At 70.0% G+C, this 15,659-nt stretch carries 12 protein-coding genes and 1 pseudogene; 5 read left to right on the top strand and 8 right to left on the bottom strand.

Going from position 1 to position 15,659, the window contains the following annotated elements; translation table 11 throughout:
• Positions 1 to 692: 692 nt before the first annotated feature.
• On the top strand, positions 693 to 1,703 hold the full coding sequence (locus LJE69_RS14515; RefSeq protein WP_296926307.1) for a zinc-dependent alcohol dehydrogenase family protein: 1,011 nt from the start codon (positions 693 to 695) through the stop codon (positions 1,701 to 1,703).
• 108 nt (positions 1,704 to 1,811) lie between these two features.
• Here the strand turns inward: LJE69_RS14515 and xthA are convergent, their stop codons facing one another.
• From xthA to LJE69_RS14545, 6 genes are all read right to left on the bottom strand, one after another.
• Positions 1,812 to 2,627 (bottom strand): exodeoxyribonuclease III, encoded by an 816-nt coding sequence (gene xthA / locus LJE69_RS14520; RefSeq protein WP_296926309.1) that lies wholly within the window; start codon positions 2,625 to 2,627, stop codon positions 1,812 to 1,814.
• 240 nt (positions 2,628 to 2,867) lie between these two features.
• Entirely contained in the window at positions 2,868 to 3,155 is a 288-nt protein-coding gene (locus LJE69_RS14525; protein ID WP_296926311.1) for a hypothetical protein, read from the bottom strand.
• A 108-nt stretch (positions 3,156 to 3,263) separates the two neighbouring features.
• Positions 3,264 to 4,715, bottom strand: coding sequence for a magnesium transporter (gene mgtE / locus LJE69_RS14530; RefSeq protein ID WP_296926313.1), 1,452 nt, complete (start codon positions 4,713 to 4,715; stop codon positions 3,264 to 3,266).
• Between the two features lie 319 nt (positions 4,716 to 5,034).
• Positions 5,035 to 6,534, bottom strand: coding sequence for an RsmB/NOP family class I SAM-dependent RNA methyltransferase (locus LJE69_RS14535; RefSeq protein WP_296926315.1), 1,500 nt, complete (start codon positions 6,532 to 6,534; stop codon positions 5,035 to 5,037).
• On the bottom strand, positions 6,531 to 8,045 hold the full coding sequence (locus LJE69_RS14540; RefSeq protein WP_296926317.1) for a RimK family protein: 1,515 nt from the start codon (positions 8,043 to 8,045) through the stop codon (positions 6,531 to 6,533). The genes LJE69_RS14535 and LJE69_RS14540 overlap by 4 nt, the downstream gene beginning before the upstream one ends.
• Positions 8,038 to 9,333 carry a GNAT family N-acetyltransferase/peptidase C39 family protein gene (locus LJE69_RS14545; protein ID WP_296926351.1) on the bottom strand — a complete coding sequence of 432 codons (1,296 nt, stop codon included), beginning with the start codon at positions 9,331 to 9,333 and terminating at the stop codon, positions 8,038 to 8,040. Before LJE69_RS14545 ends, LJE69_RS14540 begins: the two co-directional genes overlap by 8 nt.
• Positions 9,334 to 9,470: 137 nt before the next feature.
• Here LJE69_RS14545 and argE point away from each other — a divergent pair, with 137 nt between their 5' ends.
• The 4 genes and pseudogenes from argE to LJE69_RS14565 all read left to right on the top strand — a co-directional run.
• On the top strand, positions 9,471 to 10,649 hold the full coding sequence (argE, locus tag LJE69_RS14550; RefSeq protein ID WP_296926319.1) for an acetylornithine deacetylase: 1,179 nt from the start codon (positions 9,471 to 9,473) through the stop codon (positions 10,647 to 10,649).
• Between the two features lie 71 nt (positions 10,650 to 10,720).
• A complete protein-coding gene (locus LJE69_RS14555) occupies positions 10,721 to 11,203 on the top strand; it encodes a Crp/Fnr family transcriptional regulator (RefSeq protein WP_296926321.1) in 483 nt (160 codons plus the stop codon).
• A gap of 701 nt (positions 11,204 to 11,904) precedes the next feature.
• Positions 11,905 to 12,486, top strand: coding sequence for a hypothetical protein (locus LJE69_RS14560; protein WP_296926323.1), 582 nt, complete (start codon positions 11,905 to 11,907; stop codon positions 12,484 to 12,486).
• Between the two features lie 63 nt (positions 12,487 to 12,549).
• A pseudogene (locus LJE69_RS14565) lies at positions 12,550 to 12,693 on the top strand (DUF4399 domain-containing protein); the annotation flags it as partial.
• Here the strand turns inward: LJE69_RS14565 and LJE69_RS14570 are convergent.
• Together LJE69_RS14570 and LJE69_RS14575 are read right to left on the bottom strand one after the other, a co-directional pair.
• Positions 12,660 to 13,325: a hypothetical protein gene (locus LJE69_RS14570; protein WP_296926325.1), complete on the bottom strand. Its 666-nt coding sequence runs from the start codon at positions 13,323 to 13,325 to the stop codon at positions 12,660 to 12,662. The pseudogene LJE69_RS14565 and the gene LJE69_RS14570 overlap by 34 nt on opposite strands.
• Positions 13,326 to 13,614: 289 nt before the next feature.
• Positions 13,615 to 15,501: an SUMF1/EgtB/PvdO family nonheme iron enzyme gene (locus LJE69_RS14575; RefSeq protein ID WP_296926327.1), complete on the bottom strand. Its 1,887-nt coding sequence runs from the start codon at positions 15,499 to 15,501 to the stop codon at positions 13,615 to 13,617.
• Positions 15,502 to 15,659: the final 158 nt, after the last annotated feature.

The raw sequence follows: 15,659 nt of genomic DNA on the forward strand, positions 1-15,659 counted from the left end.
CGGGCTTTGTCCCGGTTCGCGGCAGATGCGGGCCCGGCACGCAGGCGCCGGACCGAGGTGTCAGGCCTATTACATTGCCACGTTCGATCCTTCGAACCCAAATCATTGTCACCATCCAGCGCTCGGCGATTTCCCTAGCCGCCCGCGAATTCCGTCCAGGCGTTGACGGCTGGCGCAGGCCCGATCAGCCGGATATGCGGCCCTCGCCCCCGCAGCCAACGCCTGACAAACGCATGTTTTTGGGAGTAGAGCGCTGTCCGCGGCGAGTCAGGCGGGAGCACCTCACGCCGACAGCAGGGCACCCCGACCCGGTGTCGGCAAGCCGACGGGAGCGGGATGTCTCCTGACTTTACGACGGACACGAATGAAACACCTAGCCGCGTAGGAGGGGCAAAGCGGAGCGTGCCCATCCTGCAGGCGGTCGGCGCCACACCCTGGTGGACACGCTATCGCTTTGCCCACTCTACAGCAGACGCTTGTCCAGTCTCGGACGAGCCGCGAACCACCTTCGGGGCGGTGTCGCGAGACGATTGGGCGCCATCGTTACAGCTCCCCTGTTGCCGTACGCAAGCTGCCGTCGATGCCGCCGCGCTCGTTACCGCGCTTTCTCTGCAGAAACGCTTGGCTTGACGAAGCTGATTCACCCTATAGCGTTAAGGAGAACAGCACCCCGCCCCCGGAGGACAGACATCATGCGCGCAATGGTAATCGACCGCATCGTCTCACTGGCCGACGACGAGGCGCCGCTGGCATCCGTCGAGCTCCCGGACCCCGAGCCGGGACCCGGCGAGGTCCGGATCAGGGTCTCCGCCTGCGGCGTCTGCCACACGGAGCTCGACGAGATCGAGGGACGCACGGCCCCGCCGCGACTCCCCGTCGTGCCCGGGCACGAGATCGTGGGCCGGGTCGACAAGATTGGGAAGAGCGCGACCCGCTTCGCCGTTGGCGACCGTGTCGGTGTCGGCTGGATCCACGCGTCCTCCGGCGAGCCCGACGAGAATCTCAGCCCGGACTTCGAGGCGACCGGCCGCGATGTCGACGGCGGCTACGCCGAGTACATGACCGTCCCCGAGACCTACGCCTATCCCATTCCAGAGGTGTTCTCGGACGCCGAAGCCGCCCCCCTGCTGTGTGCCGGCGGGGTTGGCTACCGGGCGCTGCGGCTCACCGGCCTCGAGGACGGCCAGCGGCTCGGCCTGACCGGCTTCGGCGGTTCGGCCCACATCGTCCTGCAGATCCTGCGGCAGACGCACCCCAATTCCGAGGTCTACGTATTCGCCCGTGACGCCGACGCGCGGGAATTCGCGCTGGAGCTGGGGGCGGTCTGGGCGGGCGACACGACGGACCGCTCACCGAAGCCTGTGCATGCCATCATCGACACGACGCCGGCGTGGAAGCCGGTGGTGGAGGCAATGGCCAATCTGGTGCCCGGCGGCCGCCTGGTGATCAATGCGATCCGCAAGGAGGCCGGCGACAAGGACTACCTGCAGCACCTGAGCTACCGCAAGCACCTGTGGCTGGAGAAGGAGATCAAGACGGTGGCCAACGTGACCCACCAGGACATCGCCGAGTTCCTACCCATCGCCGCGGAGGTTCCGCTGCGGCCACAGGTTGAGACCTATCGGCTGGAAGAGGCGAACCGCGCCCTCCTGGAGCTCAAGCGCGGCCCCGTCCGCGGTGCCAAGGTTCTGCTCATCGACTGACGTACCGCCTCGACGCCCTCTGGCCGAGGGGACAGAACCAAGTGCATGAGCACGGCTGTCGCCGCGCGGGTGCCGGCTGGAAGCCGACGCTCCACGGCTCGCTCGCGGCTACTCGAGCTCGATCCAGACGGGGCAGTGGTCGGAGGGCTTGTTGAGGCCGCGGATGTCGTAGTCGATGTCGGCGTCCTTGAGGCGCTCTCGCACAGGCTCGGTGATGAGGATCAGGTCGATGCGCAGCCCGCGCTTGGGGTCGCGCTCGAAGCCGCGGGAGCGGTAGTCGAACCAGCTGAAGCGGTCGGTGACGTCCGGATGGATGACGCGGTAGGCGTCGATGAGGCCCCAGTCCGTGATGGTCTCGAGCCAGTCGCGCTCCTCCGGCAGGAAGCTGCACTTGCCGCTGCGCAGCCAGCGCTTGGCGTTGTCCTCGCCGATACCGATGTCGGCATCCAGCGGCGCGACGTTCATGTCCCCCATAACAATCAACGGCTCGTCCGGGCGGTAGTGCTCGCGCAGATAGGTGTCGAGGTCGGCGTAGAACTTCTCCTTGCCCGGAAACTTGGTGGGATGGTCGCGGCTTTCGCCCTGCGGGAAATAGCCGTTGATGATGGTGATGGTTTCACCGTCCGCCAGCGTGAACTTGCCGGTGATGGCGCGGCGCTGGGCGTCCTCGGCGTCGGTGGGGAAGCCCTTGCAGACGCTGACGGGCGGGTGCTTGCACAACAGCGCGACGCCATAGTGGCCCTTTTGCCCGTGATAATGAGGCTCGAAGCCCAGGCCGCGGATCATGTCCTCGGGAAAGGCATCGTCGGCTACCTTGGACTCCTGAATGCCAATGACGTCCGGGTCGAGCTTGGCCTTGATGGCCTCCAGTTGGTGTGGGCGACTGCGGATGCCGTTGATGTTGAAGGAGACGAACTTGGGCATGGTGTTGCTCGTGGCTCGATGAAGCGGCGGCTGTGGCAGCGCCGTCCCCGGCGCGATCTCGGCGGGGCGGCACCGCGGGCGTCTGCCATTATGCAGGCGTGGCGGTCCGTGTTGGTGCTCGTTACGGTGGGGATGGCGCGCCGCGGGGTCACATGGCCTTATGGATCTGCCGCTTTCCGGGCGAGTCGCGGCACCGAGAGTGCCGCTCCCACGCCGGGAGTGCCGCTTCCACACACGGGCTCACATAACCTCGTGGGTCTCCCGCTCGCCCATCTCGCGGCCATGCTCGTAGGCCTTGCCCCAGGGCAGGTGGTCCTGGTCGCGGGCGCGGTCGTAGGGGTCGGGCTCGACGGTGCGGGCAACCGCCTCGCCATGGCCGAGCGCGGTCAGCGCGGCCGCCATGCCGTTGGCATAGCCGCGGTTGTACCAGCGCTGGAAGTCGTCCTCACGCTCCAGGTAGCCCTCGGAGTCTTCGGTGAGCTCGGCGAGCAGACGCAGCAATTGGTTCAGCAGTTGGAGATCGGACACGGGCATCGCAGGGTCGCGGAAAGCCCAAGAGGCTAGCACGCGGCGGCCGGCCGCCTCCAGGCAACGACGGGGATGCCCGGCAGCAGCGGTCGCCGGCGTGCGACCGGCTCAGTCCAAGAGCGGCAGGTAGAACAGCGACATCATCAGAAAGAAGATCATCACCGACAAGATGTCGTTGCCGGTGGTGATGAACACGCCCGTCGCCATGGCCGGGTCGATGCCGAGCCTGTCCAGCACGATGGGGACGGTGGCGCCGACGGTGACGGCAATGACGACCACCGTCATCAGCGACAGCCCCGCGCTCGCCGCCAGCACCGCGGGGGCATCGAAGTCCGTCATCTGCGCGACACCGATCACCAGCGCCACCAGCACCAGCGCGGCGATGACGCCGTTGGCGAGCGCGGCGAGCAGCTCCTTGGCGAGCCGCCAGCCCAGGTCGCCGAACTTGACCGTGCCGGTGGACAGCCCCTGTACCGCCACGGTGCTGGCCTGGATGCCGGCGTTGCCGGCCATGGACATGACGATGGGGATGAAGCTCGCCAGGATCGCGGCCCGGGCGAGTTGGTCCTCGAAGGAGCCCACCACGGCCGCCGACAGGCTGGCGCCGCCGAGACCGATCAGCAGCCACGGGATGCGCCCGCGCACGATGCGGGCAATGGACTCGTCCGGGCGGGTATCGGCGGGCAGGCCGGCCATGATGTTGCGATCCTCCTCGGCCTCCTCGCGCAGCACCCGGCGCAGTTGCTTGGGCGTGATGCGGCCGATGAGCCGGCCGTCCGCATCCACCACGGGCACGACCGAGAGCTCGTAGCGGTCGGCAATATTGGCCACCTCCTCCTGGTCCGTGTCCGGGCCGACGGCGATGAAGTCGGTGTTCATGACGTCGTAGACCCGCGCCTCCTTGGGCGACAGCAACAGGTCGCGCAGGCGCAGGTAGCCCAGCGGGTGGTGGCGGGCGTCCACCACGTAGACGGCGTAGAGCTTCTCGATGGCGCGGGCATTGGCGCGGATCTCGTGCGCGACCTGGCCCACGGTCCAGCCCGGTGGCACGGCGACGAACTTGCGGCTCATGATGCTGCCGGCGGAGTCGTCGTGGTAACCGCGCAGGGACTCGATGGCGGCGCGATGCTCCAGCCTGGGCAGCACCTCCAGCTGCACCTCCTCCGGCAGGTCTTCGAGCTGATCGGCGGCCTCCTCCGGCTCCAGGCCGTCCAGTACCTCCACCAGCCGCTGCACGGTGGCATCCTCCAGCAGCGCGGAGCGGAAGGCCGGGTTCAGCTCCGCGACGACCCGGGTCTGCAGCTTGTCCAACCACCCCAGCAGCTTGCGCGCCCGTTTGATGGGCAGATGGACGATGAGCGCCAGCAGGTGCTGGGGTGGCCAGCGCTTGATGGCATGCTTGACCGCGTCCTTCTCGCCGGCCTTGATCAGACGCGCGAGCTCGGCCACCACGGCGGCATTGTGCTCGTCCAGATCGTCGCTGATGCCCGAGCCTCCGACGGAGCGCCAGACCAGCGCCACTGCCGGCTTCGCCACCTGCTCGTGCTCGGTGTCATTCATCTGCGGCCTCCGGGCTCATACGGGTCGGGCGGGCGTCGGCGTCGCGCGGGTACCTCCGGCATGGGTACGGACGCCGTGGCCGGTATGCTACCGCGATGTGAATGCATCCCGATGACGGCGCGATGACCGCGGCCGGAGACAGACGCATCGGGTAGCATGGCGAGCACACAGCTTGAGGAGCTCGTGATACCCGGCTGCCGTAGGTCGGGCCGACGAAGGAGGCCCGACAAACAGGCGGTGACATAGCACGCCCGTCAGGCTTCGTTCCTCCGCCCGACCGACCCGCCGCGGCGTAGACGACGCTCGAGCGGGGCGGCGCTCACCCGCCGGCGGTACAGCCACTCCACTTGCGCGGGAACAGGCTCTCGAGATCGCCCGAGCGGTGCAGCACCGCCACGCCGAGCGGCCAGCCACGGTGGCGGACGATGACTTGCCCGGGGTGGCAGGCGGCGCGCTGGGCCGGGGTCGGGGTCAGCGTCTCGCGGCGCAGGTGGGCGTCCCGCTCGGCGGGAGCGTCCAGGTCCAGCACCTGGCGGGTGGCGGTGGCGCCCAGCAACTGCGCACCGGCGGTGGTGAGCTTGGGTGGGCGTACGTTGGTGCGGTGGAAGAAGACCCCGCTGCCCTGGGGTGCCGGTGCCGCCGGCGGGGCGTGGTCCGCCGCCGCCAGGTGCAGGCCGCGGCGGGACTGGCGCTGGATGCGGTAGGCGGCCTCGACGGGCTCGGGCAGGCCGTAGTGCTCCGCCACCCCGGTGCACCAGGCGGCGTCGTCCGGCTCCAACCGCAGCGCCAGCGCCTCGGGCTGCGGCAGGCCGCGCGCATCCGCCCCTTTCTCCAGCACGGCGATGAAGAAGCCGCCGGTGTCGTTGGCGTGCGGCCACACGCGCAGGCAGTGCGCCAGCTCCTCCGGCAGCGTGCGGCCCTGCCAGCGGGTCACGCCCGGGCCGCTCACCAGCCCCGGCAGACGGGAGGACACGGGCGCCGGCATCAGCCGCAAGCGGCCGTCCTGCTCGGCGAGGATGTCCGCCACCACCAGCTCGTTCTCCTCCGGCGCGAAGGTGCAGGTGGAGTAAACGATGCGCCCGCCCGGCCGGCAGAGCTGCACCGCCTTGCGCAGCAGCGCGCGCTGGCGGCTCGCCATGCGCTGGCTGCGCTCCGGGCCGATCTTGCGTACCAGGCTCAGGTTGCGCCGCAGCGTGCCCTCGCTGGAGCACGGGGCATCCACCAGGATGCGGTCGAAGGGGCCGGCCGCGGCCGGGTAGTTGCCGCCGTCGGCCCAAGTGGTGCTGACGTTGACGACACCGAGGCGGTCCAGGTTGCCCTGCAGCGCCGCGATGCGCTCCGGTGCGAAGTCGTTGGCGAGCACGGTGCCGCGGTTGCCGAGCGCGAGCGCGATCTGCGCCGTCTTGCCGCCGGGCGCCGCGCACAGGTCCAGCACCCGCTGGCCGGGCGCAAGGTCCATCAGCAGCGGCGGCAGTTGCGAGACGGCCTCCTGCGCATGGGCGAGCCCGGCGCAGTACCACCAGTGCTGGCCGGGCTTGAACGCCGGCGGCAGCAGCAGCGCCGTGCCGGGTGTGCTGGCGAGCCAGGGCACCGGCGCCGCGGGCACGCCCTGCTCCTCCAGCAAGCCGGCAAGACGTGCCCCGTCGATGCGGCCTGGATGGCTCCAGATACAAGTGGCCAGCGGCCGCGCCAGGGCATCGATGAAGCCGTCCCAGTCGTCCACGACGTCGCCGAACAGCGGCCGGTAGCGGGCCAGCGCGGCCGCCAGCTCCGCAGGCGACGCCGCCGGCTCCCGCCGTTGCCGGTCGTCCGCGCTCATGCGCCGCGCCCTCCCCGCCCGGCCTGCGGCTCCGGGCTGCGCTGGCGCTCCAACCGCGCCACCATCTCCGCGAGGACGGCCCGGTAGAGCCCCTCGCCCAGCACCTTGTCCTCGATGCCGGCGTCCAGGTTGGGGTTGTCGTTCACTTCGATCACCAGTGCGCCGCGCGCGGTGGCCTTCACGTCCACGCCGTAGAGACCGTCGCCGATCAGGTTCGCGGCGCGCAGTGCAACGCCGACGACGTCCGCCGGCACGGCATCCACGGCAACGGTCTCGAAGCCGCCCTCGTCGTGGCCGCCGTCGGCGTCGTGGCGGACGATCTGCCAATGGTCGCGGCTCATGAAGTACTTGCAGGCATAGAGCGGGCGGCGGCCGAGGATGCCGATGCGCCAGTCGTATTCCGTGTAGAGATACTCCTGCGCCAGGATCAGGTCCGACTCGCGGAACAGTCGCCCGGCGATGTCCAGGAGCTGCGCCCGGTCGGCGGCCTTGAACACGCCGCGCGAGAAGGAGCCTTCCGGGATCTTCAGCACCACCGGGTACGGGATCACCGCCTCCACGTCCAGCAGCGTCTCGCGGCGCAGGATCAGCGTGCGCGGGCGCGGCACGCCGCGGGCCTCCAGCAGCTCGGCGAGGTACACCTTGTTGGTGCAGCGCAGGATGGACACCGGGTCGTCGATAACCACCATGCCCTCGCTCGCCGCCTTCTTGGCGAAGCGGAAGGTGTGGTGGTGGATGCGCGTGGTCTCGCGGATCAGCAGCGCATCGTACTCGGCGAGGCGGCCGTAGTCCTTGCGCGTGACGAGCTCCACGTTCACGCCGAGCGCGCGGCCGGCCTGCTGGAAGCGCTTCAGCGCGCGCGGGTTGGACGGCGCCAGCGCCTCGGCCGGGTCGTGCAGCAGCGCGAGGTCGTAGCGATAGGTCTGCCGGGCGCGCCGCCGCCGCCAAGGCTGAGACAGATAGCCCTCCAGCGCGGCGACGAAGGCCGGCTCCTCCGCCGCCGGCAGCCGGTCCAGCGTCAGCGCGCGGATGCCCGTGACCCGCCAGCCGCCGGCGTGCTTCAGCTCCAGGCGCAGCAGCGGGCAGCGGAAGGTCTCGAACGCGCGCCGCGCCAGCTGCTGGAACGCGGGCGGCAGATCCGGCTCGGTGCACTGGCCGAACAGCACCGTCAGGCTGAGCCCTTCCGACGCGGGCGAGGTGCGCCGCGGCAGGCGCCGCAACGGCACTTCGAAGGCATCCAGCGCGAGCCCGTAGAGCCCGCGGCTGGACAGGTCCTGGATGGTCTCGACGCCGGGCAGCACGCGGTGCCCGCGCGCCTCCGCCAGCAGCGAGCAGTAGTAGCCGACACTGAGATAACGATAGCCGCGGCACAGGTTCACCAGGTGCAGCCGCCGCCGTGCGGACCACTCCTCTCCGCCGGCCAGATACTCGCGGGCGGTGACCACCTTCAGCCGCGGGAAGCTCGCCCGCCAGTCCGCCGGCTGCTCCACGAGCAGCACATGCTCAGCCATCGGCGTGCGCTCCGGGCTTGCTCCCGGCCTTGCTCGCGGCCTTGTGCCCGGACCTGCTGCCGGACTTGCTCCCGGCTTGGGACACCAGCACCACGGCCTGCAGCCCCGCCCGGCCGTAGCGGGCCATGCGCCGGAACTCCGCCTGCTGGATGGGCATGTTCATGGAATCCAGCGGCGACTCGCCCTGCTCGTAGTCCACGAACGGGTCGTGCACGTAGACGAAGCTGCGGTCGAAGCCGGTCACCACCACCCAGTGCGGGAACTTCTCCGCATAGATGCGGTAGCTGCTGATGAGCACCAGCGGCACGGCGCCGGCGGCGAAGCGCGCCTCCAGCGCGTCCAGCCCCAGCGTGCCGTAGGTGATGGGGATGCCGGCGCGGGCGGTCTCGGCGAGCATATCCTCGTGCACCAGGCGCATGACCTCTTTCTTTTCCGGGCTGCGCACCGAGTCGATGAGCGGCACGCCGCGGTCGTTGACGAAGACCTCCGCCCGAAAGCCGCGGGCGTGCGCCGCCAGCGCCAGACCGAAAGGGCCGCAGCCGCCGTGGCCGGAGGTCATGAAAATGGTGGTGGCCTCGCGCCAGATGCGCAGCTCCAGGGTGCGGTCCAGAGTCACGGACGGGTCCAGCGCGTGCATGGCCATCATCAGCGACGAGGCACCGCAGGTGAAGTCCAGCGTCTGCTCGTAGAAGGGTACACGCGCCGGCGCCTGCGCCGGGTCGGGCGAGAGCTGCTTCTCGTAGCGCAGCGCTTCCATGTGGTCGTTGTAGTAGTCGGACAGCACACCGAAGCGCCGATAGCCGAGCCCCTCGAACAGCCGCTGGGAGGGCAGATTGTCGCGGCGGATCTCCAGGCGCAGATAGGCACGATCCGCATCCCAGGTGGCACGCTCGGCGGCCGCCACCAGCGCCTGACCGATACCGCGGCCACGGGCGCGCGCGTCCACCGCGATGGAGTAGAGCCGCGCCACCGACGTGGCACGATTGAACAGCACCAGCACATAGCCGAGCAACGGCGGCACCGAGGTGTCGGCAGGCGCGCCGGCGGCCTCCGCCGCGGACCGCGGCTCCACCGCACCCGCCGCCCGTGTCTCGGTGGCCACCAGCAGCACCGCCTGCGCCCGGGCCAGCATATAGCGGAACTGCCGGCGGGTGATGCGGTCGCTGTCGAAGCTCGCGCTCTCCAGCGCCACCAACGCATCGAGATCCTCGGGCACGGCGGGTCGGATCTGCGCCGGCGCGACGGCCGGCCGTACTTGGGCGTCCGGCCGTGCCGGGGTGGAGGTCATCAAGCGTGGCGTCCCTGTTGGAAGTGGCCAAACCGACAGAATCTAGCCGAAAGGTGGGCGCTCGGCGAGCCTTTCTCCGCCGCGCGCGTCGTTGCAGGGCGGACGAGCGAAGCGTCCGCAGTGAACCGGAGCCCCCAATGCCCGTCATCCCGTCCCGAGAGCCCCCCGATCTGATGCACATGCTGCGCGGCCTGATCGCCGCGCCCACCGTCAGCAGCCTGGATCCGAGCCGCGACCAGAGCAACCGCCCGCTGCTGGAGCAACTGGCGGGCTGGCTCGCGGACGCCGGCTTCCGCGTAGAGCTGCTGGACATCCCCGGGGCGCCCGGCAAGGCGAACCTGCTCGGCACCCTCGGCAGCGGCCCGGGCGGGCTGGTGCTCTCGGGGCACTCCGACACCGTGCCCTACGATGCCGAGCTCTGGCGGCACGACCCGTTCCGGCTCACCGAGGACGGTGGACGGCTATACGGGCTCGGCACCTCAGACATGAAGTCCTTCCTCGGCCTGGCGCTGGAGGCCGCGCGCGGATTGGACGCCTCGCTGCTCAAGCGCCCACTGATGATCCTGGCCACCGCGGACGAGGAGTCGTCCATGGCCGGTGCGCGCGCGCTGGTGGAGGCCGGCCGGCCGCTGGGGCGCTACGCCGTCATCGGCGAGCCCACCGGGCTCAGGCCAGTACGCGCGCACAAGGGCGTCATGGGCGAGGTGGTGCGGCTGCGCGGCCACAGCGGCCACGCCAGCGACCCGAGCCTCGGCAACAATGCCCTGGAGGGGATGCACGAGGTGCTCACCGACATCCTTGCCTGGCGGGATACGCTGAAGGAGACGCACCGCGATGACGCCTTCCGCATCGCCTGGCCAACGCTCAGCCTCGGCCACATCCACGGCGGCGACGCGGTGAATCGCATCTGCGGCCAGTGCGAGCTGCACGTGGACATCCGCGCGCTGCCCGGACAGGACCCGCTGGCGCTGCGTGCCGAGCTTTCCGGCCACGTCGCCGCGGTGGCGGAACAGCGCGGGCTTGGCTGGGAGGTGGCGCCGCTATTCGAGAGCATCCCGCCGGCGTCCACACCCGCCGGCGCTGCCCTCGTGCGCGCCGCGGAAGACCTCACCGGCCACGCTGCCGAGACCGTCAGCTTCGGCACCGAGGCGCCCTTCCTGACCGCGCTGGGCATGGAGACCATCGTGCTCGGCCCCGGCGACATCGCCCAGGCGCACCAGCCCGACGAGTTCCTGGCGCTGGAGCGCATCCCGGCCATGCTGGCGGTGCTGCGGGCGCTGATCCGGCGGTTCTGCATCGTCACACGACCGGGTTAAACTCGCGGCCATCGCGCGCCTGGCCGATTCCAGCGCCGGCGCAGTTGGCATCGATTGCTAGGTGAGAAGACATGAATGACCTGAACATCCCCGAGGCCCTGGCCCAATCTACGCTCGGCATCGAGCTGAGCGGCGACGAATGCGCGGCGCTCGCCGCCACCGTCGGCATGGAACAGGTCGCTGCCGGCGAAACCCTGGTGCACGAGGGCGAGGACCGGCGTACCCTCTTCGTGCTGGCGCAGGGCAAGCTCAACGTCTGCATGCACGTCAACGATCAGGAGGAGGTGGTCTACCAGATGCGCGCCGGCGAGTGTGCCGGCACCCGCGCCTTCGTCGACGGCTCTCCGCGCAAGGCGGCGCTGCGCGCCGAGGCCGACAGCCTGGTGCTGACCCTGGAGCCCGACGCCTTCGAGGCCCTCGTCGAGACCCAGCCGCGCCTGGTGTACAAGGTCATGCGCGCCATCTTCCGCAACACCCACTCCCACCTCATGCGCGTGAATCTGGAGAGCACGGAGATGCGCAATTACGTCATGAAAACGGGCGGGCGGTATTGATCGAAGTGCGGAGTGCGAAGTGCGATGAGACGTCGCTCCGGCTGAGGTACGGCGGCAGAGCGGCCGCAGCCGAGTGCAACTCGGCGCCCCCAGGCGCCGCCCCCCTGGGGCCGCCGAGTTGCACTCGGCCCGCCGCCGGCGCGGCTCGATGCCGCGGCGGCGGCGTAGCAGCCCCTCGCCTAGCCGGCTGGCCTCCAACCACCCGCGCAACGCATCCAAGCACGCAACGCACGTGCGGTTCGCACTTCCAGCCAGAGCCAGCAAGGGCCTGCACCCGCGGCGGAGCCCTCAGGGCCGCCCCGGGAGCGCCAGGGCGCCGGTAAGTTGATTTTCGGGTTAGGCTGCGCTAACCCGACGTCTGATAACGGCTGCTCCCAGCGCGACGGCACCGTGGGAGCGCCACTGCCTTTTGTGGCGCGATCGCGGCCGCGCGGCTGCCTCCCGCTCGGCAGTTACTCCGGGCGTGGTGTGCTGCATTGCCGCCGGTCGCGGCACCAAGAGTGCCGCTCCCACAAGCGGTGCTAGGATCCGCTCGGAGTCGGCGTTGCGAGCAATGTTGGCCGCATCTCACGGAGAAGCGCATCCATCAACCCGCGGGGCCGTAGAGCGAATCATCGACGCCCCGTTGCCAGTCCCCATCTAACGCGGCACCGGCACGCCGCCCGAAGCATCACCGCCAAACAGGCCCGAGGCATCCAGCCATGCGCCCTGCCCCGCTCCCACAGGATCTGCACATCCATAGCACCTGGTCGGACAAGGACGGCGCCGTTGTGCCGGAGCAGACCATCGGACTGATCGCCGCCACGGGTCATGCCCGCATCCGTGGCATCAGCGATCACTTCGAGATGGTCGTGGACCGCTGGGACGACTACCGCGCGGAAGTCATGGCTGCCGGGCTGCGCGTGGGCACGGAGATCAACGGCCACGAGTGGGCGCCGGCGGCGCTGGACGCCGACTGCGACTACCGCATCTTCCACTGCTGGGACCGCGCCGCCGACTACCGCGCGCTGGAAGCCCTGCTGGCCGATGGCAAGCCCGTCATCGTCGCCCACCCCAACGCGCTCGGCACCGACCTCGACCGGGTGCCGCCCGAGTGCCTGGTGGAGCTCAACAACCGCTACATTTGGCGCTGCGATTGGCGCGCCGAGTACGGCCCCTGGGCGGAGCGCTTCCGCTTCGTCATCTCCTCCGACGCCCACCAGCCGAACTGGCTCGGCCAGAGCATCGCGCGACATGTGGCGGCAGAGCTGGGCATTGCCGAGACGCTGGTATTCCAGACTTGAATCGCTCACCTGCTAGTGGACCAGCCGCTGCCGCCCTTCGACCAGCCCATCGGCGGTGACGTCAGGCACTTCGGCGGCGGCCAGACCCAGACCGAGCTGACGCTACCGCCCGGCACCCACACCCTGCAATTGATCCTGGGCGACATGAACCACGTGCCCCATGACCCGCCTGTCTACTCCGAGCGGATCACCGTCACCGTCGCGTAACGGTACCGATCTCCTGAACGCCCCCCAGGGCCGGCGCCGTCAGCTAGCGCCGATCCATTACGACAGGTCCCACGACGACTCCCGCCAACAGCGAAGCGCGCCAGCACGCCGGCGCCGCCGTCGATGATGTGCCCGCACAGCGCCAGGGTGTCGGCGCACGCAATCCTGCGGGCCAGGATGCCCTTTAGGATGGCGTGGTCGATGCTCGGGAAGTACTCCCGCACGTCGCATTGCAGCACGTACCGATAGCGCCGCGCGAAGTGCTGCGCGCGGTCCAACGCGGCGTGGGTGCCCTTGCCGACGCGGTTGGCGTAGCTGTCCCCGATGAAGCCCGTGTTGAACGGCGGCTCGATGATGCGGCACAGGGCATGGTGCACGACGCGATCCCGAAACGGTGCCGCCGAGATCAGCCGCCGCTTCGGGTCCCGGATGTAGAACGAGTGGTAGGTGCCGGGCCGATAGGTGCGCGCCGCCAAGTCGCGCTCCAGCTCCAGCAGCCGCTCCTCCACGTGGAACCCGAAGCGCGCCACCTCGGGCTTGGCGCGCTTGCCGCGGGCGGCGTCGCGGTAGGCGTACCAGAGGTTGGTGAAGGCGCTGATCCGCGGGTAGAAGTTGTCGCGGCGTTTCGGCATGGTGGGCAGAGTAATGGTGCCAAGTGATGGCGGATGGCCGCGGTGGCGGGAGCGGGGCGGCGGTCGCCGACGGCCGGCGAGACGCCGGTGGTCCCAGGGGCCGGCAAGATGCCGGCGCTCCCAGGGGCCGGCAAGATGCCGGCGGTCCTAGTCGGCGGCGTTTGGGGGCGCGGCTCGCGACGGAAGCCAAGGCTACCCAATGGACGCGTGCGATCCATCCCCCCGGCGGCCCCAAGCCGCCGCGGGGCGGTACACGGAAACCAGAAAACAGAAGACCAGAAACACAGAACTAAGCCAGGGAGACTCGCACCACCCGAAAACCCAGGTAGCTGCCCCAGTTGAGCGGATCGCCCCCGTAGCGGTACGCGCCGCGGCAGACACGGGGCGTGGACCACCAAGAGCCGCCCTTGACGACGCGAAGATCCGTTCCGTTCGGATCATCGCGGTCGTCGTCCGGATCGAAGGGCCAACCGAACGCCGGCTCGCCAATCTCAGGGCCCCAACGGGTCTCGGTCCACTCCCAGACGTTGCCGGCGGCGTCCCTGAGCTCGCTTGCGAAGACCGTGGGGAACAGTCCGGCTGCGCTGACGGTGGCAAGACCGGCCTCCTCGGTGTTGGCGGCGCCGGGCTGCCAATGCTCGCCCCAGGGCCAGCGGCGGCGCTCGGCACCGCGGGCGGCACGCTCCCACTCGATCTCGCTTGGCAGCCGGTACCGCCAGGGTTCGCCCGCCGCCGCGGCCTGCGCGGTCAGCCAGCCGCAGAAGGCCATGGCTTCGAACCAGCTAACGCCGATGACGGCATGGTTCGGCAGCACCCAGTCGGCATAGCGCGGGTCGCCGAGGAACCACGGGCGACGGCGGTCCGATGCCGCCCGCTGCTCGACCCATCGGCGATAGGGCTCTTTCTGATCTTCCGGGAACGCGGGGTCGGCGAGGTACTGCTCCAGGCCCGGATTGCCGCCGTGCCACCAGGCTTCCGCCGCGTCCGAGTAGCGCCACCATTCGGGCGGGCGCTTGGCCCCTGGAGCACCATAGCCGCCGGCCCGGGTGAAGGCAGCGAATTGTGCCTGGGTCACCGGGTAGCGCGCGATCTCGAAGGCCGACAGCCACGCGGGCTCCGGGTCGGGATTCAGCTCATCGGGGTACGCCTTGGCCGGATCATCGTCCGGCCGGTCCAGGTCGGCCTGGTCGCTGCCGGGACGGAACGGGACTGCCGGGATGCGCACCCAGTCGAAGTCCCGTTCCGGATCGAGGCTGAAGGGCTCCGCGGCGTCGGCGGTCCAGGCCGCGGGCACGATGCCGCGCCGCGAGTCGCCGAGTCGCCCAGCGATGCGGCCCAGGTCCAGGCGCGTTGCCGGTGCAGGTGCGGCGTCGTCCACCCCGCGCAGGAGCCAAGCATCGAAGCGGCGCTTAGCGCCGGCCAGGTTGTCGCGCTGGTGCGGCGTCAACGCGGTGTCCGCCAAGGCCGCCTTCAGATCCACCAGGGCTTGCCCGACGGCCGCCACGGCCTGGTAGTCGCGATCGGTGGAGGCGGAATGCGCGTCCGCATCGCCCAGCAGCGCAATGACAAGATCGATGGCCTGCCCCGGACCGTGCTCCGCCGCCAGGTGCACCGGCACGAAGCGCGCCACCTCGCGCCACGCGCCGGGGCTCGCCCGCAATGGCTCGCCGAGGGCACGCTCCAGGTCCGCGTGGTGACGCGCTACCAACTCGCAGGCCGCCAGGTACTCCTGAAACAGGCGATGCACATAGCCGTAGCGGCCATCATCACCAGCGCCGCCGCGGTCGAACAGGATGCCGGCGCGCTCCAGGATCAGGCGGCGGAACTCCACGGCGCGGGCGTGCAACGGCTGCGGCAGCGCCGTGAGCACGGCACCCAAGAACTGGATCTCGCTGACCTCGACTTGGACGTCGGCACCGCCCGTGGTCTCCGGGCGCACCCGCTGGACTTCCAAAGACAGGTGCTGCAGTGCCTCGCGCAGGCCTTCCCGCGACAACTCCTCGGCAATCTGGACAGGAATCTGCTTCGGCGCATCACGCTCGATGCGCTCCAGCCATCGCCGCAGAAAGAGCCGTGTCGCCTCGTCGAGCAGCGCGGCACGATCCGCCGGCAGGGGGAACTCAGCGTCGTCATGGCCGGCCCGCTCCAGGCCCAGTGCGACCAGCAGCGTCAGCAACAGGGGCCGGCTGGCCAGCTCGGCGCGGGCGGTATTGGCCGTGGCTCAAAAGCTCCAGGTCGTGTGCGAGGCGGATGAGGAAGCGGAGCCGCTCCAGGGTGAGGTCGGCGCGGCGCAGTTGCGGCAGGCATCGCTGACTTCGATGCGGGACGTTGCGA

The organism is Thiohalocapsa sp., from assembly GCF_022340605.1.
GTDB lineage: Bacteria > Pseudomonadota > Gammaproteobacteria > Chromatiales > Chromatiaceae > Thiohalocapsa.

Coding starts and splice junctions, on each gene's coding strand:
- LJE69_RS14515 (WP_296926307.1), top strand. CDS start 693: ATGCGCGCAATGGTAATCGACCGCATCGTCTCACTGGCCGACGACGAG.
- xthA (WP_296926309.1), bottom strand. CDS start 2,627: ATGCCCAAGTTCGTCTCCTTCAACATCAACGGCATCCGCAGTCGCCCA.
- mgtE (WP_296926313.1), bottom strand. CDS start 4,715: ATGAATGACACCGAGCACGAGCAGGTGGCGAAGCCGGCAGTGGCGCTG.
- LJE69_RS14535 (WP_296926315.1), bottom strand. CDS start 6,534: ATGAGCGCGGACGACCGGCAACGGCGGGAGCCGGCGGCGTCGCCTGCG.
- LJE69_RS14540 (WP_296926317.1), bottom strand. CDS start 8,045: ATGGCTGAGCATGTGCTGCTCGTGGAGCAGCCGGCGGACTGGCGGGCG.
- LJE69_RS14545 (WP_296926351.1), bottom strand. CDS start 9,333: ATGACCTCCACCCCGGCACGGCCGGACGCCCAAGTACGGCCGGCCGTC.
- argE (WP_296926319.1), top strand. CDS start 9,471: ATGCCCGTCATCCCGTCCCGAGAGCCCCCCGATCTGATGCACATGCTG.
- LJE69_RS14555 (WP_296926321.1), top strand. CDS start 10,721: ATGAATGACCTGAACATCCCCGAGGCCCTGGCCCAATCTACGCTCGGC.
- LJE69_RS14560 (WP_296926323.1), top strand. CDS start 11,905: ATGCGCCCTGCCCCGCTCCCACAGGATCTGCACATCCATAGCACCTGG.
- LJE69_RS14570 (WP_296926325.1), bottom strand. CDS start 13,325: ATGCCGAAACGCCGCGACAACTTCTACCCGCGGATCAGCGCCTTCACC.